The following is a 22,670-nucleotide window of genomic DNA, read 5'->3' on the forward strand; positions in this document are numbered from 1 at the left end:
TTCGGCCGGGGTCGTGAGCGGTTCGGATCGCTGTGGCGCTCCAAAGCGCTCACGAGCCCGGGGGTCAGCCGAGCGGGCGGAGGCCTGCGTAGAGGACCGCCAGTTCGCTGGCCGGGCGTTGTTCGGCGACCGCTCGGCGGTACATGTTCAGGCCTCCCACGATCAGCGATCGCAGCTCCGCCGTCGTCAGGTCCGCGCGTACCGCGCTCGCCTGCTGCGCGCGTTCCAGGAGGGTGCCGATGGCGTCGTTGAAGTCGGTTTCCAGGCAGGCCGTCTTCGGTGGCTGCCCGGTCGATTCCAGCGCGTCGCAGATGTCCTTGTTCAGCGCGGCGTGCTCGATGACGCGCTGGAAGTAGTCGAAGAACGCGCTGCCGGGATCGCCGGACTCCGCCTGGTCGCGGGCTTCGTCGACCATCGCCCGGATCCGCTCCGCCACGACGGCTTCGAAAAGCGCTTCCTTGGTGGGGAAGTGGCGGTAGACGGTGCCGGGGCCGACTCCGGCGCGGCGGGCGATGTCGTCCAGCGGGACGGCCAGGCCCTCGGCGGCGAACAGCTCCTGGGCCGCGGCGAGGACCCGTTCGCGGTTGCGCTGGGCGTCCGCGCGCAGCCGTTTTCCGGGGGCGTTCTCGGTCGTCACGGGTCGAGCCTACCGCTTTCGTGGACAACCGGGGCGTGCGTTCCGTATCGTACGAAGCGGGGCGCACGTTCCGGTTGCGCCCATCGATGCGGAGGCCGAAGTGTCCGAACCAGAAGGAATCGTGCTCGTCGTCGGAGCCACCGGGCAGCAGGGCGGGGCCACGGCCGCGAAGCTGCTCGCCCGCGGCTGGCGCGTTCGAGCACTCACTCGCAACGCCACCGGAGCCGCCGCGCGGCGGCTGGCCGAGGCCGGCGCGGAACTGGTCCAAGGCGACATGGACGACCAGGAAGTGCTCGATGCCGCGATGCGGGGCGTGCACGGTGTTTTCAGCGTCCAGCCGACCTTCATCACGCCCGAGCTGTCCCCGGGCATCAGCCACGAGGACGAACGCCGCTGGGGCAAGAACGTCGCGGACGCCGCGAAGGGCGCCGGCGTGCAGCATCTCGTCTACGCCTCGGCGGTCCACGCGGATCGGCGCACCGGCGTCGTCACTCTGGAGAACAAGAGGGAGATCGAGGAGCACATACGAGAGCTGGGAATTCCGGCCACGATGCTGCGGCCGGTGTCGTTCATGGAGAACTACGTGGCGATGATGCCCGGCCAGGCCGCCGCGGGCGACGAGCTGGTGAGCGCGGTCCGGGCCGACGTGTCGCAGCCGCTGATCGCGCTCGACGACATCGGCGAGTTCGCCGCGCTGGCCTTCGAGAATCCCGGCGACTACACCGGCCGGGCGGTGGAGATCGCCGGGGATTCGTTGACACCGCCCGAGATCGCGGACGCGCTGTCCCGCGCGACCGGTCGGCGGCTCCGCCACGTCGAGCTGCCGCTGGAGCCGCTGCGCGAGCAGAACCCCGACCTCCACCGCGCCTACACGGCGATCAACGAGCTCGACACGACGGTGGACATCCCGGCCCTGCGCCGCCGCCACCCGGGCCTGATGACCTTCGAAACCTGGCTGGCGACCCGGGGCCGGGCCCTGCTCGGCGCCTGAATGAGTCGTGAGTGCTGGGTCCGGCAAGAACCGGACTCAGCACTCACGAGCCGGCTCAGGCGGAGCGTTCTCCCGTGCCGATGCGGGGGAAGGGGTGGATGGAGAACACCACTTCGACCGGCACCTCGAAGTGCTCCGCGATGCGCAACGCCAGGTGCAGGCTCGGGCTGTACTCGCCGCGCTCCAGGTAGCCGATCGTCTGGTAGTGCACGCCGAGCGCTTCGGAGAGCTGCCGGCGGCTGATCCCGCGTTCGGCCCGCAACATCGCGATGCGGTTGTAGATCGTCTCGCTCATGACTGGTCCGCCTCTACGCGATTCACAGTGGTGGTTGCGTCCAGCACGAATCTCCCGTTTCGCGGTTTCTTGTGGCTGGTTTGCGTCACGGTCCCCTGGGGTGCGGTTGAGGAGGACTGAGGTTGACAAGGGCTACTCATGTCTCCTCCGCCCGCGTCACCGCACGCGCTGCATGGCCTTCTCGCGACGTGCGGCCACGCTCGACCCCGACTCGCGCCGCGCCATCCGGCGCAGCAGGACAGGAGCCACCACCAGCCCGATCACGGCCCACAGGCCGAGCACCCCGACAGTCTCCAGGTGCCGCCAGGACTCGCCGATCTCGGCCGCCGCCATCGCGTCCGGCAGCAGCGCCGAGCGCATGCCCAGCCCCAGCCAGTACATCGGGAACGCCTGCGCGATCCACTGCAGCCACTCCGGGTACTCGGTGATGGGGTAGAAGATCCCGGAGATCGCGATCAGCCCCATCAACGGCACCATGACCATGCCCAGGCTCCGCGGGCTGGAGAACAGCGAGCCGATGATCGCCCCGATCGGCATCGTCGCGATCAGCCCCAGCACCAGCACCCACGCGAGGGTCAGCCAGGTGTCGACGCCGGTGGCGAGGCCGTCGAACATCACCAGGCCGGGCACCAGCAGGATCAGCAGGCTGACCAGCGACATGCAGCCGACCAGCGTGATCTTGCCGATCAGGTAGCCGAGCATCCCGTCAGGGGTCGCCTTGGCGCGCAGCAGGGTGCCGTCCTCGCGCTCGACGGTCAGCTGCTGGGCGATGGTGATCAGCCCGGAGAACCCGATGCCCATGCCGAGCGCCCCGGGCAGGGTCATCGCGCCCAGCGAGAAACCGGCCACAGTGGACCCGCTCTGGAACGACATCACGACCAGCAGGATCACGGTGGGGAACAGGTAGCCCCACAGGTCCTGCGCGGTGGTCAGGGTCTGGCGGAATTCGATCCAGCCGCGCTGCAGGCCGGCTCGTGCTGCGGTCGCCTTCACCGGTTCGCCTCCTCGGTGCCGCCGTTGTTCTCCGCGGAGAAGGTCAGCGCGACGTTCTCGCCCCGACCGGATTCGTGGGCGCGCACCATCGCCATGTAGGTGTCCTCCAGGGTCGCCCGGCGCACCTCCAGTTCGGTGATCTCGTCGCCGTGCTGGGCGAACAGGCCCCGGACGAACTGGGTGGCGTCGGCGGTCGGGTGCACGAAGCGCTGGCCGTTCCGGGTCCACTTCACCTCGGACTCGGCGGCCACCTGCCGGGACAGCTCGTCGGCGGAGCCGTCGGCGACGATCCGGCCGCCGGCCAGGATCAGGATGCGGTCGGCCAGCTTCTCGGCCTCGTCCAGGTCGTGGGTGGTGAGCAGGATGCCGGTGTTGTCGTCGTCGGCGAGCCGGTGCACGAGGTCGTGGAACTCGCGGCGGGCCTGCGGGTCGAAGCCGACCGTGGGCTCGTCCAGGAACAGCAGCTCCGGGCGCCCGACGATGCCGATCGCCACGTCGAGCCGGCGGCGCTGGCCGCCGGAGAGCTGCCCGGCCCGCTTGTTCGCGTGCTCGGACAGGCCGACCGCCGCGACGAGTTCGTCGACGTCCCAAGGCCGGGTGATCCGGTCCGTGGAGTACGGCGCGTAGTAGGTCCCCAGGTGCGCCAGCAGTTCCCGGACCCGCCACTTGCTGTGGTCGCGCCAGGACTGCAGCACGACGCCGAGCCGGGCCCGCCAGCGCTCGTCGCCGTGCGCCGGGTCGGCGCCGAGCACCTGGACGTCGCCGCCGGAGCGCATCCGGAAGCCCTCCAGGATCTCGATCGTCGTGGTCTTGCCCGCCCCGTTCGGCCCCAGCAGCGCGACCACCTCGCCGCGGCGCGCGGTGAGGTCGACGCCCTTGAGGACATCGGTCGTGCCGTAGCGCATCCGCAGGTCGCGGACGTCCAGCACGGTGTCCTCGTCCGGTAACCGCACCGGCGGCGGTGGCGCCTCCGATTCATTCGCGACTGTCATAACCCCAGTGCCTCTCGTAGCAGTGGTAGCTCTGCATGTAGCACACATACTACACATCAAAGGATCACTGCTCCGGTCGCCGCGGAGGTCGCGGCGAACGGTGGGCGAGTCGGACGAATCGGGAAGGCTGTCGCGATTGCCCGGTCGTGCGATTGCGATCATTGGCGAATTCGCTCGTCGAAGTCTCGACGTGAAATTGCTTCTGGATTCACCATCGTGCTATTTCGGCGTGATCGAATTTCTCGTCGGAAATGATCTCGGGGGAGTGGATCAGACTTTGCGATCTCCGTGTCACGAAAAAGAGTGCAGTGCTCCTTCGGTCTGCTGTCGAAGTCTCGTTGAGCTGGGAAAATGACCATGATCGTTGCGCTCACCGATTCGTGTATCCGTTTTCCTGAAAGTGGTATCACCGAATGAGGTGAGCGCTTGGATTTCGAGTTGTCGTCCTTTGTGGAGTGGCGGATACGGTATTCGTGCGAGGCCTCCGGGAGAGCATTGGGCTGGATCCGGTTCGCCTCGTCCGAATCGATCGGCGCGAAACTCGTCGCCGCACGTCCCGGTTCTCATGGAAGGAAGTGCCTTGATGCGTACTGCGAAGCGCGTGCTGGCTGTTGCCGCGGTGAGCTTCCCGATGCTGCTCGGAGCGACGGCCGTGGCGATGGCCGACGGTCACCACGATGGATCTCCCACGCAGCAGCAGAACCAGGACGAAGTCCAGGTGAGCAAGCCGACGAACACGAACGTTTCGCCCGCGAACGTGATCCAGATCGGCGGCCACAAGCAGGTCGCCAACACCGGCTCGACGCAGACCAACAACGCCGACCAGGACCAGGAAGGCGACTGGGACGGCAACGCCCAGGCCCAGCTGGTCAAGGACGACGGCTCGCCGACGCAGGTGCAGAACCAGGACGAGATCCAGGTGAGCAAGCCGACGAACACGAACGTTTCGCCCGCGAACGTGATCCAGATCGGCGGCAAGGAGCAGGTCGCCAACACCGGCTCGACGCAGACCAACAACGCGAACCAGAACCAGGTCGGGGACTGGGAGGACAACACCCAGGCCCAGGTGGTCGGCCACCACTGACCTCCCGCGAAGACCGCCCGGAAGGCCCCGCTCCTGCTCGGAGCGGGGCCTTCTGGTGGGTTCGGTCCGGTCCCGGTTCAGGGGGAGATCGCCCGGCGAACGGCGGCGATCAGCGACTCGGCGGTGGCCCGGTCCAGCGGTTCGCCGGTGATCAGCCAGTGGTAGACCAGCGGCCCGAACAGCAGGTCCCGGATGGTCTCCGCGGCGAGGTCCGGGTGGAGCGCTCCTTGCTGCCGGGCGCGCTCGATCGCGTCGGTGATCGCCGCGTCGCGCGGCTTCAGGTAGCGGTCGCGCAGCGGCTCCGCGAGCTGCGCGCGACGGCCGCTTTCGGCGTGCACGCCGAGCACGACGCGGCCCAGCGGTGACTCGGAGAGCTGGATCACGAACGAGATCGCCAGTTCGCAGAGGTCGCCCAAGGCGTCGCCGGTGTCCGGCACGTCGAGCGGTTGCACCGCGTGGGCGAGCGCGTGGACCGCGAGGTCATCCTTGGTCGGCCACCGCCGGTACACCGTCGGCCGGCCCACTCCGGCTCGTGCCGCGACCGCCTCGATGGTGAGTTCGGCGTACCCGCGCTCGGCCAGCAGTTCGGCTGCCGCGTTCAGGACGGCGCGATCCACCTCGGCGCGCCGCGGCCGGCCCCGGCCGCGACCCGATTCGTCCTTGCGCTCACCGGTCATGCGCCCGATTATATTTACGATACGTCATGTAACGAAAATGAGGAGGCGGCGGTGCGCAAGGCGGTGTCCTGGGGCCTGTTCCTGGCTTGGCTGGCCAACGACGTCGAGGAGTGGTTCACGATGTCGCCGTGGTCGCAGGCCAACGCGGCGAAGCACGGCAAGCAGCTGCCCGGGCCGGTCTGGCTGCGGGAAGGGATATCGCCCGGACATGCCCGGGTGGCCATCTCGCTGATGGGGCTGATCGTGCTCGCTGCGTCGGCCCGCGGCGCCCGGACCGGCGGCAGGTCGCCGTTCTTCCAGTCCGCGCTGGTGGGATTCGGTGTGCACGGGGTGGGGCACCTGGCGTTGAGCGCCGCGCATCGCGGCTACACCCCGGGCGTCGCCACCGCACCGACCGTGGTCATCCCGTACTCGCTGTGGGCCTGGCGCGAACTCGGCCGGGCCGGCGTCCGGCGGAACGATCTCCGCTCCTGGGTGGGCGCCGTGGCGCTGGTGCCCGCCTCGTTGGCCGCAGTGCACGGGGGCGCCCGCGCGATCCTCCGGGCGGCCCGCAAGGCCCCGTGATCAGCCGGGCTGCGGAACCGGGCGTCCGCGCGGCGGGGGAACCTTCGGCCGGCAGGACCTGTTCACGGGCGTCTCGCTGGACGAGTTCGAGGTACCCGTCAGTTCGTGGAGATCATGCTCGACGTCTTCCCCGCGCACGACTACGAGCCGCTCCGGGGCTGGCCGAACGCCTCGGCTGAGCGAACCGCGACCCCCGCTCCGATCCCGAGCGGGGGCCGCGATTCGCGCCGGCGCTACGGGCGGGTGTTCACGAACTCCGCGAGGTCCGCCGACTGCTGGATCCGGGACTCCTCGTGCACGTACATCATGTGGCCCGCCGGGTAGTAGCGGACGTCGATGTTCTCCCGCAGCCGTTCCGGGATCGGCACCTGCGCCAGCACGTGCTCGGCGGCGAAGTACGGGGTCGCGCCGTCGGTGTAGCCGCAGCCGACGTGGACCCGCAGGTGCGGGTTGGCCTGGAACGCCGCGCCGAGCTTGTCCACAACGGACACGCTCGCGCCCTCGAACTCCTTGTACGACCAGGGATGCACCCGGCTGGACAGCGTCTCGTACGGCAGATCGCTGGCGTAGTCGAGCTCTTCGCGCAGGTAGTGGTTGATCGCCGCCGAGTAGGCGCCGCGGATGCCGGAGATGCTCGGGTCGTCGGTGAAGTGCTCCCCGGCGGCATCCCGCTCCCAGCCGGTGAACCGGCCGTCCATCCGGCCCACCGTCTCCCGCCGGTCGCGCAGCAGCTCGGTGAAGAACCGGATGTGCTCGATGCGCAGGTTCGCGCGGTCCACGTAGTCCTCGGACAGCCCGGACAGCGAGGCGACCCGCCGCACGATGTCCTCGCGCTCGGACGCGCTCAGCCGCGCGCCGCGCGCCAGCGCCCACGGGTAGTCCTCGGCGGCGAACTTCTCCGCCTCGTCCAGCACCTCGCGCAGCGGCCGGTCGCCGTGCTTGCCGTGGTAGTGCGCGATCGCCGCGTACGTCGGCAGGAACAGCGAGTACGGCAGGTCGTTGCCCTCGGTGAACCGGATCGTCCCCATGTCCAGCACCGACGAGATCAGCAGCAGGCCGTTCGGGTAGAGGCCGTGCCGCGACTGGAGGTGCTCGGCGAGCGCGGCCGCGCGCAGCGTGCCGTAGGACTCGCCGGCGAGGTACTTCGGCGACATCCAGCGGCCGTTGCGGGTGGTCCACAGCCGGATCACCTCGGCGATGGACTCGATGTCCTTCTGGTATCCGTGGAAATCGCCGGGCGCGCCGCCCTCGACCGCCCGCGAGTACCCGGTGGACACCGGGTCGATGAACACCAGATCGCTGTGCCGCAGCAGGGTTTCCGGGTTGTCGGCCAGCCCGTACGGCGGCGGCGCGAGGTCGCCGGCGTCACCGGAGACGACCCGCCGCGGGCCGAGCAGTCCGACGTGCAGCCACACGCTGGAGGAGCCAGGGCCTCCGTTGAACGCGAACGTCACCGGGCGGCTGCCGGGTTCGCCGTCGGCCACGTACGAGGTCAGGAAGACCTCGGCCTTCGGCTTGAAACCCTCGAACTTGCCGTCGGTGTGGACCTCCTCGCGCAGCACGATGCGGCCCGTCGTCGCGGTGTAGGCCAGTTCCGCGCCGTCGGCGGTGATCGTGTGGTGGGTGCTGACCAGATCGTCGACCGGCTCGGCCGGGGTGGTGGATTCCTGCTTCGCCTCGTCGGCCTTGTCCTCGCTGGCTGCCATGCCGCCCACATTACGTGCCGTCGAACGGGTTTTCTGCCACTTTTGGGAGGTGCCAGAAACGACCTCCCGGCTGATCGACGACCCGATCGACGACCCCTCCGCCGCGGCCCCGGGGGCCGCCGGCCTGGCCGGCCTGGACGAGCTGGTCACCCGCTGCACGGCCTGCCCGCGGCTGGTCGAGTGGCGGGAGGAGGTCGCGCGGGTCAAGCGCGCGGCGTTCCGCGACCAGGAGTACTGGGGCCGGCCGGTGCCCGGCTTCGGCCCGCCGGACGCGTCGATCGCGATCGTCGGGCTGGCGCCGGCAGCGCACGGCGGCAACCGGACGGGCCGGATCTTCACCGGCGACCGCTCCGGCGACGTCCTCTTCCGGGCGCTCTACGACGTCGGCCTGGCGTCCCAGCCCGAGGCGTGGCACATCGACGACGGTTTGACGTTGCACAGCACCAGGATCACGGCGCCGGTGCACTGCGCCCCGCCCGCGAACAAGCCGACGCCGGCGGAGCGCGACACCTGCCGCCCGTGGCTGGTCCGCGAGCTCGACCTGCTGCGCCCGACGCTGCGGGCGGTCGTGGTGCTGGGCGCGTTCGGCTGGCAGGCCCTGCTGCCGGTGCTGGCGGACGCGGCCTGGCAGGTCCCCAAGCCCCGCCCGAAGTTCGGCCACGACGCCCACGCGGAACTCCCGGCCACGGACGGCGGAGCACCCCTCCACCTCCTCGGCTGCTACCACGTCAGCCAGCAGAACACCTTCACGGGAAAGCTGACCCCGGCGATGCTGCGCGGCGTGCTGGAGCACGCGAAGGAACTCGCGGGGGTGGGGTGAGGTCCAGCATCTCCCAGGGCATAACGCTTGCCGTTATTAACGTGCTACGTTAAGCTGATGCTGCGATCTTTCGCTGACAAGGAGACCGAGCGTGTATGGCAACGGCGTCGTTCGCGGGTCCTCGACCCAAATGTCCAGCGGGCGGCTCTGCGCAAGCTCGTCATCCTTGATGCGGCGGAGACCGTGGAGGACCTGCGGGTCCCTCCGGGGAACCGGCTGGAGAAGTTGAATGGAGATCGAGCCGGTAAGTACAGCATTCGGGTCAACCAGCAGTGGCGCATTTGCTTCGAGTGGACGTCGGCTGGTCCGGAGAACGTTGAGATCGTGGACTACCACTGAAGGGAACGAGGATGTCTGACGAGTTCGTCATGCCTCCGGTTCACCCGGGGGAGGTCCTAGCTGAGGAGTATCTCGAGCCACTTGGTGTCACTCAACATCGACTGGCCGTCGCGATTGGGGTTCCGCCCCGTCGTATCAACGAGATCGTGCACGGCAAGCGTGGAATCTCGGCTGACACCGCATTGCGGCTGGCGCGCTTCTTCGGTACGTCCGAGCGATTTTGGCTCAACCTCCAGTCGCGTTACGACCTGGAGCGGGAGAAGGATGCGCTCGCCGACACGCTGGCTCGCATTCAGCCACTGTCTGCCTGACGTGAAGATGAGCCCGTCGCTGGCCGCGGGTTCGCCGCGACCGGCGGTCTCCGGTCCCCGCGTCGCTACCATCTGACGATGGTCCGCAGCAGGAAGAAGGCTCGACGCCTCGTGATCGATGACGTGACCTTCTTGTGGTCCGTGCGTCACCAGCACCACGTCGAGCAGGACCGGGGCCAGGTCTGCCGCGAGGTCCTCGCGATCGGCCGTGCCGGAGCGCGTGGGCGAGTCCGGATCGTCTTCCAGGGAGGCGCCGGGCGGCTGGTCCCCGATGGCCTGCTGCACTCCGGAGGCGTTGGCACCGGGGGAAGTTGGCTCAACCTGCACGAGCCGGGCACCGTGCGAGCCCTGCTCGACGAGGCCCTGGCCGGCGGGTGGGACCCGAGCGATCCGTCGACCGAGCAGATCGACGGCTGGCTCCTGTTCGACGCGGTCTCTGCGCTCCGGAACTGACCGTGCCCTGGCGAACGGTTCTGTGAACACCTCGTTACGCGTCGAGGCCGGCCGGCCGGTTCCTGGCAGCATGTCGGGATGGCCGCGGAATTGGTGGTCCGGGACGCCGAGGCCGGTGATGCGGAAGCGATCGGCGAGCTGTTCCGGGGGTACGTCGAGACAACGGTGACGACGTTCGAGGAAGTGCCGCCGACGGCGCAGGACTGGCGGGGCAAGATCGGCGCGGTAGCGCGAGACGGCTGGCCGTTCCTGGTGGCAACGCTGGAAGGCGATCTGGTCGGCTACGCCTACGTGGCGCCGTGGCGTCCCAAACCCGCCTACCGCCACACCGTCGAGAACACGATCTACCTGCACCCGGACCACGTCGGGCGCGGCATCGGCCGCCACCTGCTCGGCGAACTCCTGCGGCGCGCGGCAGCGGCGGGTGCGCGCCAGGTGATCGCCGTGATCGCGGATACCGGCAACCCGGCATCGGAGGCGCTGCACCGCAAAGCGGGGTTCGAGGTCGTCGGGAAGCTGAACGAGGTCGGCCACAAGAAGGGGAAGTGGATCGACACGACCCTGATGCAACTCGACCTGACGACCCAAAACACCCGCTGACCGGCTTCCGGAGGCGTTCCGCGGACCCGAACGGGTGGACCTCCATTCGGTCATCGACGCAGGTAGATATGCAGTTACCACTGGCGGTAGCATTGCCGTATGAGTGCCGTGCCGCATGAGCCTGCAGGCGGGCTTCCGGGTAGAGATGCCGACTTCGCCGAGCGGTTGGCCTGGCTGTTGAGCCAGTACCGCGAACTCGACTCGAGAACGGCTGCGCCCGAAGGCGCTCCGGATCTCGACTCCGCGCGCAACGTGCGGTCGCTCGGGCGGGCTCGCAAGGTCAGCGTGTCCATGCCCGAAGACCTGACCTCGGCCGTCCAGCATCGGGTGGGGCGGGGAGCGTTCAGCCAGTACGTCACCGATGCGGTGGCCAAGCAGCTCGAGCTCGATCTCGTGGCAGAACTCGCCGAGCTGCTCGAGGCGGAGCACGGGCCGGTGTCGGAGGAGTACTTGGCGGAGGCGGGGGCGGCATGGCCGGACGCCGAGTAGCCGCAGGCGGGGCGCTCGTTCTCGACAGCGAGGGCCTGTCGAAGCTCGCCGCCGGGGATGGGCGTGCCCGTGCGTACCTCGAGACTGCGCGGCTTCGGCGCTCCAGGGTTGTGGTCAGTGCGATCACGCTGACCGAGGTGCTTCGCGGATGCGCGCGAGATGCCCTGGTGTACCGCGTGCTGTCCCGGGTCTCGGTCGTTCCCGTGACGCCCGAACTCGCCCGCGCCGCCGGAGAACTCCTTGGTGCGACTGGATTGTCGGGGCATCGCTGTGCGATCGACGCGGTGGTGGCCGCTACGGCGCTGGAGCTCGCGCGGCCGGTGGTGCTGCTGACGAGCGACCCCGACGATCTGAGCAAGCTCGTCGAAGAGCCTGCGCGCCCGAAGGCTGAGCGGGTGGTCGTGGTGCACGTGTGAGCTCGGGGCGTGGTCGGGGCCCGCGCGTTCCGGCCCGGTGGGGGCGATCTTCCCGGAAGAATTTTCGCGGGCGCGGGCATCGGCGCTCAAGATTCGGTAAGGTGGCCTGAACCAGCCTCCATGACACCTCGGTGATGTCGCTCTGACGTCACCCGCCGCCGCCCCTGCGGTGCGCGTACGCAGCGCGTTTGTTCGTGCACAACGCGTTGACCGTGATCGATGCCACCCGCGACTGGCGTCACATTAAGGGGGGTCGGCGCAGCGCGAATGCGGTCAGTGGTGCGACCATGAAGGCATGGCTGGTAAATCCGATCCCACGCGGATTCTCATCCTCGGCGGCGGTTACGTCGGCATGTACACGGCACTTCAGCTGCAGAAGAAGCTGGGTCGCCGCGAGGCCTCCGTGACGGTCGTCGATCCTCAGCCGCACATGACCTACCAGCCCTTCCTCCCGGAAGCGGCCGCGGGTTCGGTCGAACCCCGCCACGTGGTAGCGCCACTGCGACGAGTGTTGAAGCGGTGCCATGTGGTCACCGCCGCTGTCACCGAGATCAAGCACGACGAGAAGGTCGTGACGGTCGAGAACCCGCAGACCGGTTCCGAGGACATCGCCTACGACGTGCTGGTCGTGGCGCTCGGTTCGGTTTCGCGGCTGCTGCCGATCCCCGGCCTCGCCGAGGAGGGCATCTCGCTGAAGACCGTTGGCGAAGCCACCTACCTGCGCAACCACGTGCTGGGCAAGATGGACGCCGCGGCCAACACCGACGACCCCGAGCTGCGCAACCGGCTGCTGACGTTCACCTTCGTCGGCGGCGGCTTCGCAGGCGTCGAGGCGCTGGCGGAGCTGGAGGACATGGCCCGCTACGCCACGCGCTACTACGACAACATCAAGCCCGACGACATGTCCTGGGCGCTCGTCGAGGCCGCCGGCCGGGTGATGCCCGAGGTCAGCGAGAAGATGGGCGTCTACGTCGTCAAGGCCCTCGAAGAGCGCGGCATCAAGGTCTACCTGAACACCTTCCTGAAGTCCGTCGAGGGCGGCCACGCGGTGCTCTCCGACGGCACGGAGTTCGACACCGACACCCTGGTGTGGAACGCGGGTGTGAAGGCCAACCCGGTGCTGAAGAACAGCGACCTGCCGCTGGACGAGCGCGGCCGGGTCAAGGCCACCGCGCACCTGCAGGTCGAGGGTCTGCCCGGCGTGTGGGCGGCCGGTGACTGCGCCGCGGTCCCGGACCTGTCCAAGACCGAGGAGAACCCCGGCGCCACCTGCGCGCCTTCCGCGCAGCACGCGGTGCGGCAGGCCAACCAGCTGGCCAAGAACATGCTGGCCTCGCTGCGCGGCAAGTCGACCAAGGAGTACCGCCACGCCTACGCCGGCTCGGTCGCCGGCATGGGGCTGTACAAGGGCGTCGCCGACGTCTACGGCTTCAAGGCCAAGGGCTTCATCGCGTGGTTCATGCACCGCTCGTACCACGTGAGCCGGATGCCCACGTTCAACCGCAAGCTGCGCATCATCATCGACTGGACGCTGGCGTTCCTGTTCAAACGCGAAGTCGTGTCGATGGGTCAGATCCAGAACCCGCGGGCCGCGTTCGAGCGGGCCGCCGAGAGCTGACCGGCGCCGAAGGACCGGGCACTCGCAGCTACGGGGCCGCGTGCCGGAATGGGCACGCGGCCTTCTCGTCCCCGACGCCGTGCTCCGTGCGGGCTATCTGGAGGGCGACTAACTTGACAATCCGTAGCGGGAAATCGAAGACTATACCGAGTTCGTCACCTGAAAGGATGCGTCACACGGGGGAAGGGGTGAATCCCTTGACGCTGAAAGAACTTGCCGCCCTATTGCGGAGCGGCGCAGTTGAGGAAGGTCCGCTCGCGGACTTCGCGGAGGACTACCAGGAAGCATCTCGGGTCTTCCGGAAGAAGGACGACTGAGCATGGACGAGGCCGAGGGACGGCCCGCCGACCTCGGAAACCCGCCCGGGGCGGCCGCCCAGCCGTTCCTCCGTCCGACCCCGATGCTGCTGCAGGGGCAGGACTACTTCTTCCGCTCGCCGGACACGCCGCTGGACTTCCAGGAGCGGATGTTCGGCGCGGACCTCGTCGCCGATGAGCCCGGCGACCCGGTGCCGTGCGTGCTGGTGCTGGCGCGCGCCGCCGACATGGAGATGAACGAGCTGTCGCTGGCGCTGGCCGAGCACGACATCCGCATGGTGCGCATCGATGCCGACCGCAGCCTGGACCTCGCCCTCACCATCTACACGGACACGCCGCTGATCGAGTTCCAGCGCTGGCTGCTGCGGCCGGTCCTGGTCTGGCGGCGGCACTTCGACATCAGCGCGATCCCGGTCGACCCGACCACGGTGCACGGCGCCTACGTCCGCGAGCAGTGGAGCGCGGTCGCGAACTGGCTCGCCTGCCGGAGTGACTGGGATCAGGTGAACTCGGTGCGCTCCACCGAACACCTCGACCGGCTGACGCAGCTGCAGGGCGCTTCGGCGGTCGGCCTGCGGGTGCCCCGGACCGCGGTGACCACCATGCCCGGGCGGAGCCGCCCGGGCGGCGGCCGGTGCATCGTCAAGACGGCCGGGCACCACCTGCTCGAACCCGAGCCGGGCGCGCTGCGCGGCCTCTTCCCGCGCCCGCTGGACATCCGGCTCACCGGCGAGGCTCGCGAGCCGGCGCCGGTGCTGGTCCAGCAGTACCTCGACGCGGATCACGAGCTGCGCGTGTTCGTCATCGGCGATCGGGCGATCGGCTTCCGGGTGCAGAAGCTGGACCCGGCGCAGCTGTGGGTCGATCCTGATTCCGTCGTGGTGGAACGCGTGGAGGTGCCCGAGGACCTGGTCCAGCGGCTGTTGGCGCTGTGCCGGCAGTGGCGGCTGGACGTGGCCGGCTTCGACTTACTCGGAGTCGGCGGCGAATGGGTGTTCCTCGAGGTCAACGTCAACTGCGACTGGCGCTGGTTCGAGCACCGGGCCGACTGCGCGGACGTCTCGACCGCCGTGCACGACTGGGTGCGGAGCCGCTTCACCGAGCTCTCGACCGCGAAGAACGGCTGGGGGAGCTGGTGACCCAGCGCCCGCCGGAACACCGAGGTCTCCTTCGGTGGTTCGAGGGAACCGAGCGAAGCGCCACTGCGTCGTAACGTGTGCGGCACCCGCCGCGACGAGTTGCTGACCGCCCCCGTAGCCCAACTGGCAGAGGCAGACGACTTAAAATCGTCCAAGTGTCGGTTCGAACCCGACCGGGGGCACTCATCATCCCAGGTCAGAGCCTTGTGGATGGTTCGGGGCCAGCATGGCGGTGGAGGTGTCCACCGCTTCGGCCCGTGGCAAGGGAGTCGGGTCGACCGTCCCTCCGCAGCAGCACTCACGGCGAGATCAACGCGACGCGACTGGATCCTTGCCTCGCTGTTCATGTCCGCGACTCTCCCTGGTCTCCCAATGTCAAGCATTGCCGACCGGGCCGCTCGATCAAAGCGAAGCAGCGGAGGATTGCCCGCAAGGCAGCGAGAACTGCCTTTTCGTGCACTCCAAACGCGGGTCACCCAGTCCGGGACGTCGTCACCTCCAGGCTTCGGTGACGACGTCAGGAAACGGTTGAAGCCGGATCCATTCCGTCGAGCGGGTCGCTGCGGGAGCCGACGAGTTCGGCGAGCATCGACAGTCCACGGTGGACTTCGGTGAAGCTGGTGCCCAGCGGCGCCAGGCCGATGCGGATGCCGTCGGGAGCGCGGAAGTCCGGGATGACGCCGCGTCGCCAGAGCCGGTCGTTGATCTCGCGGAAGTCCTCTCGGCGCAGCGTGATGTGGCCACCTCGGCGTTCGGGGTCGCGCGGCGAGGCCAGTGCCACGCCGTGGTCGAGCAGCCAGGCGTCGACCAGTTCGAGGGCGTAGTCGGTCAGCCGGAGCGATTTGGCGCGGACCGCTTCGATGCCGGCCTCTTCGAGCATGTCGAGGCCGGTCAGCAGCGGCAGCATGCCCAGGATCGGGGGGGTGCCGCTGAGCATGCCGCGCACACCGTCGACGGGTTGGTACCCGGGATCCATCGCGAGCGGGTCGCGGTGTCCGATCCAGCCCCAGATGGGTTGTCGCACGTGACCGTGGTGACGCCGGTTGAGGTAGCCGAACGCGGGGGATCCGGGGCCGCCGTTGAGGTACTTGTAGGTGCAGCCGACGGCGAAGTCGGCGTTCCAGGAGTCGAGGTGGACGGGGACGGCGCCGACGGAGTGGCTGAGGTCCCAGAGCACCAGCGCGCCCGCGTCCTGGGCGGTGCGGGTGATCGCTTCGGCGTCGGCCACGTACCCGGATCGGTAAGCGACGTGGCTGAACACCACGAGTGCGGTGTTCGGGCCGACCGCGCCCGCGACCTGGTCGGCGGTGATGCCCTCGGCGGGGTCGGTGTCGATCCACCTGAGGTTCAGGCCTCGTTCGGCGGCGATGCCTTCGAGGACGTAGCGATCGGTGGGGAAGTTGTCGGTGTCGATGACGATCTCGTCGCGGCCTGGCCGGGCCTCCACGGCGGCGCGGGCGAGCTTGTAGAGCAGCACGGTGGTCGAGTCGGCGACCAGGACCTGACCGGGCGCCGCGCCGAGGGCCACCCGGCCGAGGCGGTTCCCGATCTCCTCGGGCCAGTCGAACCAGCCGTCGGTCCAGCCGCGGATCAGCTGCCGCCCCCACTGCTCGCGGATGAAGCGGTCCATCCGCTCGGCGGTGGCCAGGGCGGGGCGTCCCAGGGAGTTGCCGTCGAAGTAGGCGACGACATCGCTGTCCTCCGGGATCAGGAACCGGTCCCGGAAGCCGCGCAGCGGATCGGCTTCGTCCAGAACGCGTGCCTTCTCCAGGAGATCGGCGTGCCTGAGCATGTGTTCCTCACCTTCCGATGACGGATCAGGCGGGGAGGTCCGGTGCGACCGGACCCACTACCTGTGCGGAGCTGAGCGAGTCGGCGAAGCGCGAGGGGGTCCGGTCGAGCCCGCCGGGAACCCAGCACGGTGGGACCGGGCTGCGCAGATCGGTCATGGCGGTGAGCACGTCGTCGGGCGCGAGCCCGGCGGCCAGCAGCGCGGTGACCTCGCGGGGGTTGACGCCCTGCGGCAGCGGTCCGTTGCCCAGGTCCGTTCCGTAGTGGATGGTTCCGCCGTGCTCGACGAAGCGCCGCAGGTTGTCCGTCGCCGTGCGCAACTGCGGGGTGTCGGTGCCGAAGCCGTGGATGTCCAGGGTGCTGATCCAGCTCATCCGCTGTGCCGCATCGGCGAGGAGCCCTTCATCGACGCGTTCGGTCCACGGGGTGTGCGCCAGCCGGTCGATGCCGTTGTCGTAGGCCTGCCGCATGGTGCCTTCGCCTTCGACGTGCGCGATCACGGGGAGACCGGCGTCATGTGCGGCGGCGACGATCGCCGCGAGCGCGGAGTCCTGAAGCACGGGGCCCGCGTCGGAGTTCAGCGCGACCTTGATGGCATGTGCGCCGACCTGCTGCTGCTCGCCCACAGCGGCCTCGGCGTCGAGCGGGGAAAGCACTTCGCGGAAACTCCTGGCAGCGGCCCAGGACCTGTCGCTGGGATAGCCGCGCGGAGCGGTCAGGAAAGCACCGACCACCCGAGCCCTCGGCAAGGTCGGGTCCTCGACGCGCAGGGCCTCCAGCACTTCGGGGGCGCTGCCGAGATCGTGCACTTCGGCGATCCCCCCGGAGCGAACCGAACGGAGGTCCACCAGCCCGGAGTGCACGTGCGCGTCGCGCAGTCCAGGAAGGACGGTGCCGCCGAGTCGTCTCGTCCGGGCGCCGGGCGGAACATCTTCGGCGGCGACAGGCGTGGAACCGGCAGGTTCACCGTTGCGGAGGCGCAGGGCGCACCGGCCGAACCAGCGGCGGGCGCCCCACCAGGCGGCGTCGGCCAACAGCCATTCTTCTGCGATGTCCATGTTCTCCAGCCCTATTCCCGAAGCAGGTCGGCTTGCGTCACGCCGCGCTTCTCGCGGGAGCGGTGTGCAGCCGGAGCCGCCGCAACAGCGGTCCCGTGACCGCCGTGGTCACCAGCGCCATGCAGGTCAGCATGGTGAACAGGCGAGGCGACAGGACCCCGAGGGACAGCCCGATCTGCAACACGATCAACTCGGTGACGCCCCGGCAGTTCATCATCAGCCCCAGGCCGGTCGACGACCGCCAGTCGTGGCCGAGCAGCCGGGCGAAGACCGCGACACCTGCGATCTTGCCCACCGCCGCGACGACGATGATCAGCGCGAGGAGCCCCCAGTCCGCGGGCCCGCCGATGCTCGCGAGATCCAGCTTGAGCCCGACCACGGCGAAGAACAGGGGGAGCAGCAGCCACATCGTCAAGCCCTCGATCTTGCCGAGCACCTCGCGGACCGTGGCCGAGTCGCGCGGCAGGACCAGACCGGCCAGGACCGCTCCGAAGATCGCATGGGCACCGATCGAATCGGTGATCCACGCGGAGGCGAACACGCAGCACAACAGGAACGCGGCCACCGCGGTGTGACCGGACCGCTCGAACGCCGCCACCAGCCGGGGCATCGCGGGACGCACGAATGCGATCAGAGCGCCGCCGTAACCGATCACCAGCGCGCAGGCGATGAACGCCGACAGGAGCGTTCCATTGCCGATCACCGCGCTGACGACCATGAGCAGGCACCACGCGATGGCGTCTCCCGCTCCTGCCGTGGCCAGACCGAGCGTGCCGACCGGCGTGTCCGCCAGCTTCTGCTCGTGCAGGATCCGCGCCAGCACCGGGAAAGCCGTGATCGCGAAGGCCACGCCGACGAAGAGGACCAGCGCCAGCAGAGGCGTGCCGTTCGTCCGGTAGTCGCCCAGCGCCCAGGCCGCGAGCAGCGCGCCGAACAGGAAGGGGATGACGGTGCTCACCTGCGCCAGCGCCAGCGCGGTGCCACCGCTGCGGCGGAGCAGGTCGAGCGGCATCTCCCTGCCGACCAGGAACATGAACAGGATGACGCCGAACTGCGACAGCGTTTCCAGCGAGGGCACCACGTCCGCGGGGAACAGCCACGCCGTTGCCTCCGGGAGCAGCAGCCCGAGGACGGAGGGGCCGAGGATGATCCCCGCCGTGATCTCGCCGACCACGCTCGGCTGGCCGACCAGCCGCAGCAGCGCGCCGAACAGCCTGGTCACGGCGAGGATGACCGCGATGGCCAGCAGCAGCCGGTGCCCGCTGGACACGATCGAATCCGCTCCCGGCAGGGCGGCGACACCGTTGCTCCCCAACGACTGGACCAGCGCGACGACCGCGACGAGGGGCAGCACCACCAGGAACAAGTAGCCGGGCAGGTAGCGGGTGCCGACCGGCAGCCGGGGCGGCAGGGGAGTTTCTTCGTTGCTCACGCGGTGGGTCCTTCACTGCGGGATGCTGCTCGGCTGGTTGTTCGCGGCCAGGGGCAGGACGCCGGTCCGGTCGGCTCAGTCGCCTTCCTGGTCGCCGGCTTCGCGCAGCACCACCAGGGACAGGTCCTGGACGGTTCCGTTCATGAATTCGGACATGGGGAGGGAGACCCCGTAGTCCCGTTCGACGTCGTGGCGCAGCCGGATCATGCGCACCGACTCCATGCCCAGACCGATCAGCGGCTTGTCCTCGGGCAGCGATTGCCAGCTCACGCCCAGCGCGGATGCGATCCGCCTGCGCAGCTCCGTGGTGACGGCGGAAGCCCGGACCTCGGCCGGCATCGCGAGCAGCAGGTCGCCCATGGCCGATCTGGCGGTGGTGGGTTCGGCGGCAGGCGCCACCCGCGTGCTCGTCGCCAGCGGTACGAGCTCGCCGTTGAGGTAGGACTCCCGGCAGCCGCGCCGCCGGACCTTTCCGCTCTGCGTGCGCGGGACCGCCGCCGGCTCGACGAGGACGACCTCGTGCACCTCGACCTGGTGCGCGCTCGTGACCCCCAAGCGGATTCGCTCGGCGAGGTCGGCCAAGTCGGCGTTGGCGCTCGACTCCACCGCCTGCACGACGACGAGCCGCTCCCCGTCCTCCGAATCGACCGAGAAGGCCGCGACCGGGAGGCTCGCGAGCGAGGGGGAGACCTGCTGGGCCGCGCCCTCGATGTCCTGCGGGTAGAGGTTGCGGCCGTTGATGATGATCAGTTCCTTGAGCCGGCCGCAGGGCACGAGGTCGCCGTCGTGGAAGAACGCGAGATCGCCGGTCCGGACGAACGGGCCGTCCCCGTCGGCCAGGGTGCCGCCGAAGGTCTCTGCCGTCTCCGCCGGCCGGTTCCAGTACTCCTGGCAGACGACCGGGCCGCTCACCCAGACCTCGCCCACCTGGCCGGCGGCGCACTCGGTGCGGGACTCGGTGTCCACGACGAGCACGCGCCCGAACGGCCCGGCGCCCCCGCAGCCCACGAGTTCTTGCGCCCGCGCGGAGCCCTCCGCCGGCACCAGCTCGGCGCGGCCCCGCTCCAGCTCGGCGGCATCGACCGCAACGCTGAGCGCGTCGGGTTTGCGCTTGCCCACGACGATCTGCATGGTCTCGGTGAGGCCGTACGCCGGGAACAGCGAAGTGCGCCGGAAACCGGCCGGCCCGAATGAGTCGACGAACCGTTCGAGGGAGGCTTGCTGAACCCGCTCGCCGCCGATGAGCGCGACCTCCCAGCCGGACAAGTCGAGCTCTGCCCGCTGGTCCTCGCCGATCAAGCTGCAGCACCGCTCGTACGCGAAGTTCGGGCCACCGCTGAACACCGGTCCCTCGGTCGCCGAGATCGCCGCCAGCCACCGGAAGGGATCGGCGACGAAGTCCTCCGGCGTCATCAGCACGGCCTCGCCGCCCGCCAGCTGCGCGAGCAGCACCTGTCCGAGCCCGAGCGCGTGGAGCGACGACATCCAGCACACGACGTTGCCGCCCGCCGGGAGTTCGGTGAGCGCCCGGAAGTTGGCGATCTGGGCAGCGAGGTTGCCGACCGACACCGCCACGCCCTTCGGCCGGCCGGTCGATCCCGAGGTGTACTGCAGCAGTGCCAGGTCATCCGCGACGGCCCGGGGCGGAACCCAGAGCCGTGCGTGGTCCTCGCCCAGTGCATCGACGTTGAACCACACCCCGGGCGGCGCGAGGTCCCCCCACCTGTCGCGCAATGCCGGCGCGAGATCTTCGGTGGTGAGCACCGCTGCCACGGCGGCGTCCGCAGCCATGGCGATCAACCGGTCGGCTGCGTCTTGCGTGGCATCGCCGATGTCCGGCGAGCACGGCACGGCCGCCACGCCCGCGTACAGGCATCCGAGGAATCCAGCGAGGAAATGCGGGCCGGGCGGCAGCAGCAGCAATGCCCGCGCGCCTGCGATGCCCTCCTGCTGCAGCGCCGCCGCGACGGAGCGCGCCCGCAGGTCCAGCTCCTCGCGGGTGAGGACCACGCCGCGCTCGCCTGGCTCGTGACCGGGAGGCAGGAATCGGAGAGCCGTGGCACCCGGCGCGCGCTCGGCGTTGTCCTGGAGCACCTCGAACAGCGAATCGATCCGGGCGTCCGGGCGGCGCGCGGCGAGATCGGTCATGCCCAGGCTCCTGTCCATCGGTTGCGTGCCACGTGGCATGCCGAGGATCACCAGCGCGGGAGGATCTGACCAACCCCGGAAGGAGCCGCCGAACGACTACGGGTGGGGTAGCCGTTCGGTGACGCTCCATTGGAATACACCGGTCGGGGACTCCCCTGCGGTGCCGCCGCACCAGCACTTCGTGCCCATCGCGCGACGTTCCGATGCCTATCTCGGGGGCGCCGTTCAGGCACTCGCGGACTCGGCGCGGCTCTATATCGTCTTGATCGGCAGTCCGTCACGGCGAGTGGACCGACGACCGAAGGGACCCACCTGATGCCAGACAGCGTGCCGGCCAGTTCCCTCGACAACCCGGTACAGCAGGGCGCGGCGGCGTTCAAGGAACTGATGAGCGCGTTCCCCAGCGGCGTCGCCGTGGTCACCGTCACGGACCACACCGGCGAACCCCACGGATTCACCTGCTCATCGCTTTGCAGCGTCGGCCTGGCGCCACCGACGCTGCTGATCTGCGTCTCCAACCGCAGTGGAACTCTCGCCATCATCCGGGACCGGGGTCGATTCGCGGTCAACCTGCTCCACAGCCAGGGACGCCGCGCCGCAGAGGTCTTCTCCTCGGGCGCCCCCGACCGGTTCTCCTCGCTGCCCTGGGCGCCGACCCAGCGCTTGGGGCTGCCCCATCTCGTGGAGCACGCCCATGCCATCGCCGAGTGCGAGGTCACCACGACCACGGTCGCCAGCGATCACGTGATCGTGGTGGGCGAGGTCGCGGCGGTGACGTACCGCCAGGAGCCGCCGCTGCTGTACGGCCTGCGGCAGTACGCCACCTGGCCAACGGCGGTGTGAGAGCCTGTTTCCAAACTCGTTTTGTGTGGCGGTGCGGGTAGCGGAACCTCGACGAGGAACACCTCACGCCACAACATTCAAAACAGCCCTCTGAGGGAGTGCGTGATCAGGGCCGACCACCTCCGCTGACCTCATCGGCCGCCGAGCAGGCGGGGGAGCCCCGGCCGGGTCACGCTCTGAGCGAAAGTGGGCGGGGTTCGGCGTTCCGGGCCGCGCATGTTGGTTAGGGTTGGTCACGTAATGTCGCAAGATCAGTCAGTCCTGACCGGGCGGCATGCGGTACGGGCGACGAGAAGGTAGGTAGACGTGACGCACGACCACAAACTGAGCATGCGGACCGGTGGTCTCAACCTGACCGACTCGGTGTACGAGCGACTGCTCCAGGAACGCATCGTCGTGCTCAATTCCCAGGTTGACGACGACGCGGCGGGCCGGATCACCGCACAGTTGCTGCTGCTGGCGGCCGAGGACCCGAAGTCCGACATCCGGTTCTACATCAACTCGCCGGGCGGTGCGGTGTCGGCCGCGTTCGCCATGTACGACACGATGCAGCTCATCGAGCCGGACGTGGCGACCTTCGCGCTGGGGATGGCGGCTTCCGCGGGCCAGTTCCTGCTCTCCTCGGGGACGCCGGGCAAGCGGTACTCGTTGCCGCACGCGCGCATCCTCATGCACCAGCCGTTGGCCGGCGTCGGTGGTACCGCGTCCGACATCGCCATCCAGGCCGACCTGTTCGTCAAGCAGAAGCACGAACTGGCCCGGCTCACCGCGGAGCAGACCGGCCAGCCCATCGAGAAGATCCTCGCGGACGCCGACCGGGACCGCTGGTTCACCGCGACCGAGGCCCAGGAGTACGGCCTCGTCGACCACGTGGTGAGCCGCGTGTCGATGTCCGGGGCGGCGAACTCGGACAGCTGAGCCGCGATCGTTCAGCATGTAACTGCGCCTTCCCCCGCA

At 69.3% G+C, this 22,670-nt stretch carries 24 protein-coding genes and 1 tRNA gene; 15 read left to right on the plus strand and 10 right to left on the minus strand.

The genetic code is table 11. The annotated features are described in order from the left end of the window. Positions 1–64: 64 nt before the first annotated feature. Positions 65–637 carry a TetR/AcrR family transcriptional regulator gene (locus ACWEV3_RS16370; protein ID WP_452614666.1) on the minus strand — a complete coding sequence of 191 codons (573 nt, stop codon included), beginning with the start codon at positions 635–637 and terminating at the stop codon, positions 65–67. 100 nt (positions 638–737) lie between these two features. On the opposite strand from ACWEV3_RS16370, the gene ACWEV3_RS16375 reads away from it, so the two are divergent. Next, the gene (locus tag ACWEV3_RS16375; RefSeq protein WP_452614667.1) at positions 738–1,628 is read left to right on the plus strand and encodes an NmrA/HSCARG family protein; all 891 of its coding nucleotides are present in this window, start codon (positions 738–740) and stop codon (positions 1,626–1,628) included. A 55-nt stretch (positions 1,629–1,683) separates the two neighbouring features. Here the strand turns inward: ACWEV3_RS16375 and ACWEV3_RS16380 are convergent, their stop codons facing one another. The 3 genes from ACWEV3_RS16380 to ACWEV3_RS16390 form a co-directional block, all read right to left on the minus strand. Continuing rightward, on the minus strand, positions 1,684–1,923 hold the full coding sequence (locus ACWEV3_RS16380; RefSeq protein ID WP_132488644.1) for a helix-turn-helix transcriptional regulator: 240 nt from the start codon (positions 1,921–1,923) through the stop codon (positions 1,684–1,686). Between the two features lie 156 nt (positions 1,924–2,079). Continuing rightward, complete coding sequence (locus ACWEV3_RS16385) at positions 2,080–2,916, minus strand: ABC transporter permease (RefSeq protein WP_452614668.1); 837 nt, start codon at positions 2,914–2,916, stop codon at positions 2,080–2,082. Further along, positions 2,913–3,821, minus strand: a complete 909-nt coding sequence (locus tag ACWEV3_RS16390; RefSeq protein ID WP_452614834.1) for an ABC transporter ATP-binding protein — start codon at positions 3,819–3,821, stop codon at positions 2,913–2,915. Before ACWEV3_RS16390 ends, ACWEV3_RS16385 begins: the two co-directional genes overlap by 4 nt. Positions 3,822–4,491: 670 nt before the next feature. Here ACWEV3_RS16390 and ACWEV3_RS16395 point away from each other — a divergent pair. After that, the gene (locus ACWEV3_RS16395) at positions 4,492–4,992 is read left to right on the plus strand and encodes a hypothetical protein (RefSeq protein ID WP_452614669.1); all 501 of its coding nucleotides are present in this window, start codon (positions 4,492–4,494) and stop codon (positions 4,990–4,992) included. A gap of 77 nt (positions 4,993–5,069) precedes the next feature. On the opposite strand, the gene ACWEV3_RS16400 is transcribed toward ACWEV3_RS16395, so the two are convergent. Then, on the minus strand, positions 5,070–5,669 hold the full coding sequence (locus tag ACWEV3_RS16400) for a TetR/AcrR family transcriptional regulator (RefSeq protein WP_452614670.1): 600 nt from the start codon (positions 5,667–5,669) through the stop codon (positions 5,070–5,072). A gap of 51 nt (positions 5,670–5,720) precedes the next feature. Here ACWEV3_RS16400 and ACWEV3_RS16405 point away from each other — a divergent pair, with 51 nt between their 5' ends. Beyond that, entirely contained in the window at positions 5,721–6,233 is a 513-nt protein-coding gene (locus ACWEV3_RS16405; RefSeq protein ID WP_452614671.1) for an HXXEE domain-containing protein, read from the plus strand. Between the two features lie 233 nt (positions 6,234–6,466). Here ACWEV3_RS16405 and ACWEV3_RS16410 read toward each other — a convergent pair whose 3' ends face one another. Beyond that, positions 6,467–7,939 (minus strand): S10 family peptidase, encoded by a 1,473-nt coding sequence (locus tag ACWEV3_RS16410; RefSeq protein ID WP_452614672.1) that lies wholly within the window; start codon positions 7,937–7,939, stop codon positions 6,467–6,469. Between the two features lie 124 nt (positions 7,940–8,063). Between ACWEV3_RS16410 and ACWEV3_RS16415 the strand changes: the two genes are divergently transcribed. The 10 genes from ACWEV3_RS16415 to ACWEV3_RS16460 all read left to right on the plus strand — a co-directional run bounded on the left by ACWEV3_RS16415 (position 8,064) and on the right by ACWEV3_RS16460 (position 14,623). Beyond that, positions 8,064–8,759 (plus strand): uracil-DNA glycosylase, encoded by a 696-nt coding sequence (locus ACWEV3_RS16415; protein ID WP_452614835.1) that lies wholly within the window; start codon positions 8,064–8,066, stop codon positions 8,757–8,759. A 57-nt stretch (positions 8,760–8,816) separates the two neighbouring features. Beyond that, entirely contained in the window at positions 8,817–9,098 is a 282-nt protein-coding gene (locus ACWEV3_RS16420; protein WP_452614673.1) for a type II toxin-antitoxin system RelE/ParE family toxin, read from the plus strand. Positions 9,099–9,109: 11 nt separating this feature from the next. Continuing rightward, positions 9,110–9,409 (plus strand): HigA family addiction module antitoxin, encoded by a 300-nt coding sequence (locus tag ACWEV3_RS16425; protein WP_397526077.1) that lies wholly within the window; start codon positions 9,110–9,112, stop codon positions 9,407–9,409. Positions 9,410–9,487: 78 nt separating this feature from the next. After that, the gene (locus ACWEV3_RS16430) at positions 9,488–9,862 is read left to right on the plus strand and encodes a hypothetical protein (protein WP_452614674.1); all 375 of its coding nucleotides are present in this window, start codon (positions 9,488–9,490) and stop codon (positions 9,860–9,862) included. Positions 9,863–9,940: 78 nt separating this feature from the next. Beyond that, entirely contained in the window at positions 9,941–10,462 is a 522-nt protein-coding gene (locus ACWEV3_RS16435) for an N-acetyltransferase family protein (protein WP_452614675.1), read from the plus strand. Positions 10,463–10,561: 99 nt separating this feature from the next. Then, positions 10,562–10,951 (plus strand): hypothetical protein, encoded by a 390-nt coding sequence (locus tag ACWEV3_RS16440; protein ID WP_452614676.1) that lies wholly within the window; start codon positions 10,562–10,564, stop codon positions 10,949–10,951. Beyond that, positions 10,933–11,367, plus strand: a complete 435-nt coding sequence (locus tag ACWEV3_RS16445; protein WP_452614677.1) for a type II toxin-antitoxin system VapC family toxin — start codon at positions 10,933–10,935, stop codon at positions 11,365–11,367. Before ACWEV3_RS16440 ends, ACWEV3_RS16445 begins: the two co-directional genes overlap by 19 nt. Positions 11,368–11,662: 295 nt before the next feature. Further along, a complete protein-coding gene (locus ACWEV3_RS16450; protein ID WP_358581414.1) occupies positions 11,663–12,985 on the plus strand; it encodes an NAD(P)/FAD-dependent oxidoreductase in 1,323 nt (440 codons plus the stop codon). Between the two features lie 319 nt (positions 12,986–13,304). Beyond that, the gene (locus ACWEV3_RS16455; protein WP_452614678.1) at positions 13,305–14,441 is read left to right on the plus strand and encodes an ATP-grasp domain-containing protein; all 1,137 of its coding nucleotides are present in this window, start codon (positions 13,305–13,307) and stop codon (positions 14,439–14,441) included. Positions 14,442–14,549: 108 nt separating this feature from the next. Then, positions 14,550–14,623 (plus strand) — tRNA-Leu (locus ACWEV3_RS16460). 335 nt (positions 14,624–14,958) lie between these two features. Here ACWEV3_RS16460 and kynU read toward each other — a convergent pair. From kynU to ACWEV3_RS16480, 4 genes are all read right to left on the minus strand, one after another. Continuing rightward, on the minus strand, positions 14,959–16,233 hold the full coding sequence (gene kynU / locus ACWEV3_RS16465) for a kynureninase (RefSeq protein ID WP_452614679.1): 1,275 nt from the start codon (positions 16,231–16,233) through the stop codon (positions 14,959–14,961). A gap of 25 nt (positions 16,234–16,258) precedes the next feature. Then, positions 16,259–17,290 (minus strand): amidohydrolase family protein, encoded by a 1,032-nt coding sequence (locus ACWEV3_RS16470; RefSeq protein ID WP_452614680.1) that lies wholly within the window; start codon positions 17,288–17,290, stop codon positions 16,259–16,261. 37 nt (positions 17,291–17,327) lie between these two features. Further along, positions 17,328–18,722 (minus strand): cation:proton antiporter domain-containing protein, encoded by a 1,395-nt coding sequence (locus ACWEV3_RS16475; protein WP_452614681.1) that lies wholly within the window; start codon positions 18,720–18,722, stop codon positions 17,328–17,330. Positions 18,723–18,797: 75 nt separating this feature from the next. Further along, entirely contained in the window at positions 18,798–20,870 is a 2,073-nt protein-coding gene (locus ACWEV3_RS16480) for an AMP-binding protein (RefSeq protein WP_452614682.1), read from the minus strand. A gap of 315 nt (positions 20,871–21,185) precedes the next feature. Here ACWEV3_RS16480 and ACWEV3_RS16485 point away from each other — a divergent pair, with 315 nt between their 5' ends. Both ACWEV3_RS16485 and ACWEV3_RS16490 read left to right on the plus strand, forming a co-directional pair. After that, positions 21,186–21,713: a flavin reductase family protein gene (locus ACWEV3_RS16485; protein ID WP_452614683.1), complete on the plus strand. Its 528-nt coding sequence runs from the start codon at positions 21,186–21,188 to the stop codon at positions 21,711–21,713. A 330-nt stretch (positions 21,714–22,043) separates the two neighbouring features. Then, positions 22,044–22,631 (plus strand): ClpP family protease, encoded by a 588-nt coding sequence (locus ACWEV3_RS16490; protein WP_358575257.1) that lies wholly within the window; start codon positions 22,044–22,046, stop codon positions 22,629–22,631. The last annotated feature ends 39 nt before the right edge of the window (positions 22,632–22,670 follow it).

Source organism: Saccharopolyspora sp. NPDC003752 (genome assembly GCF_053605825.1).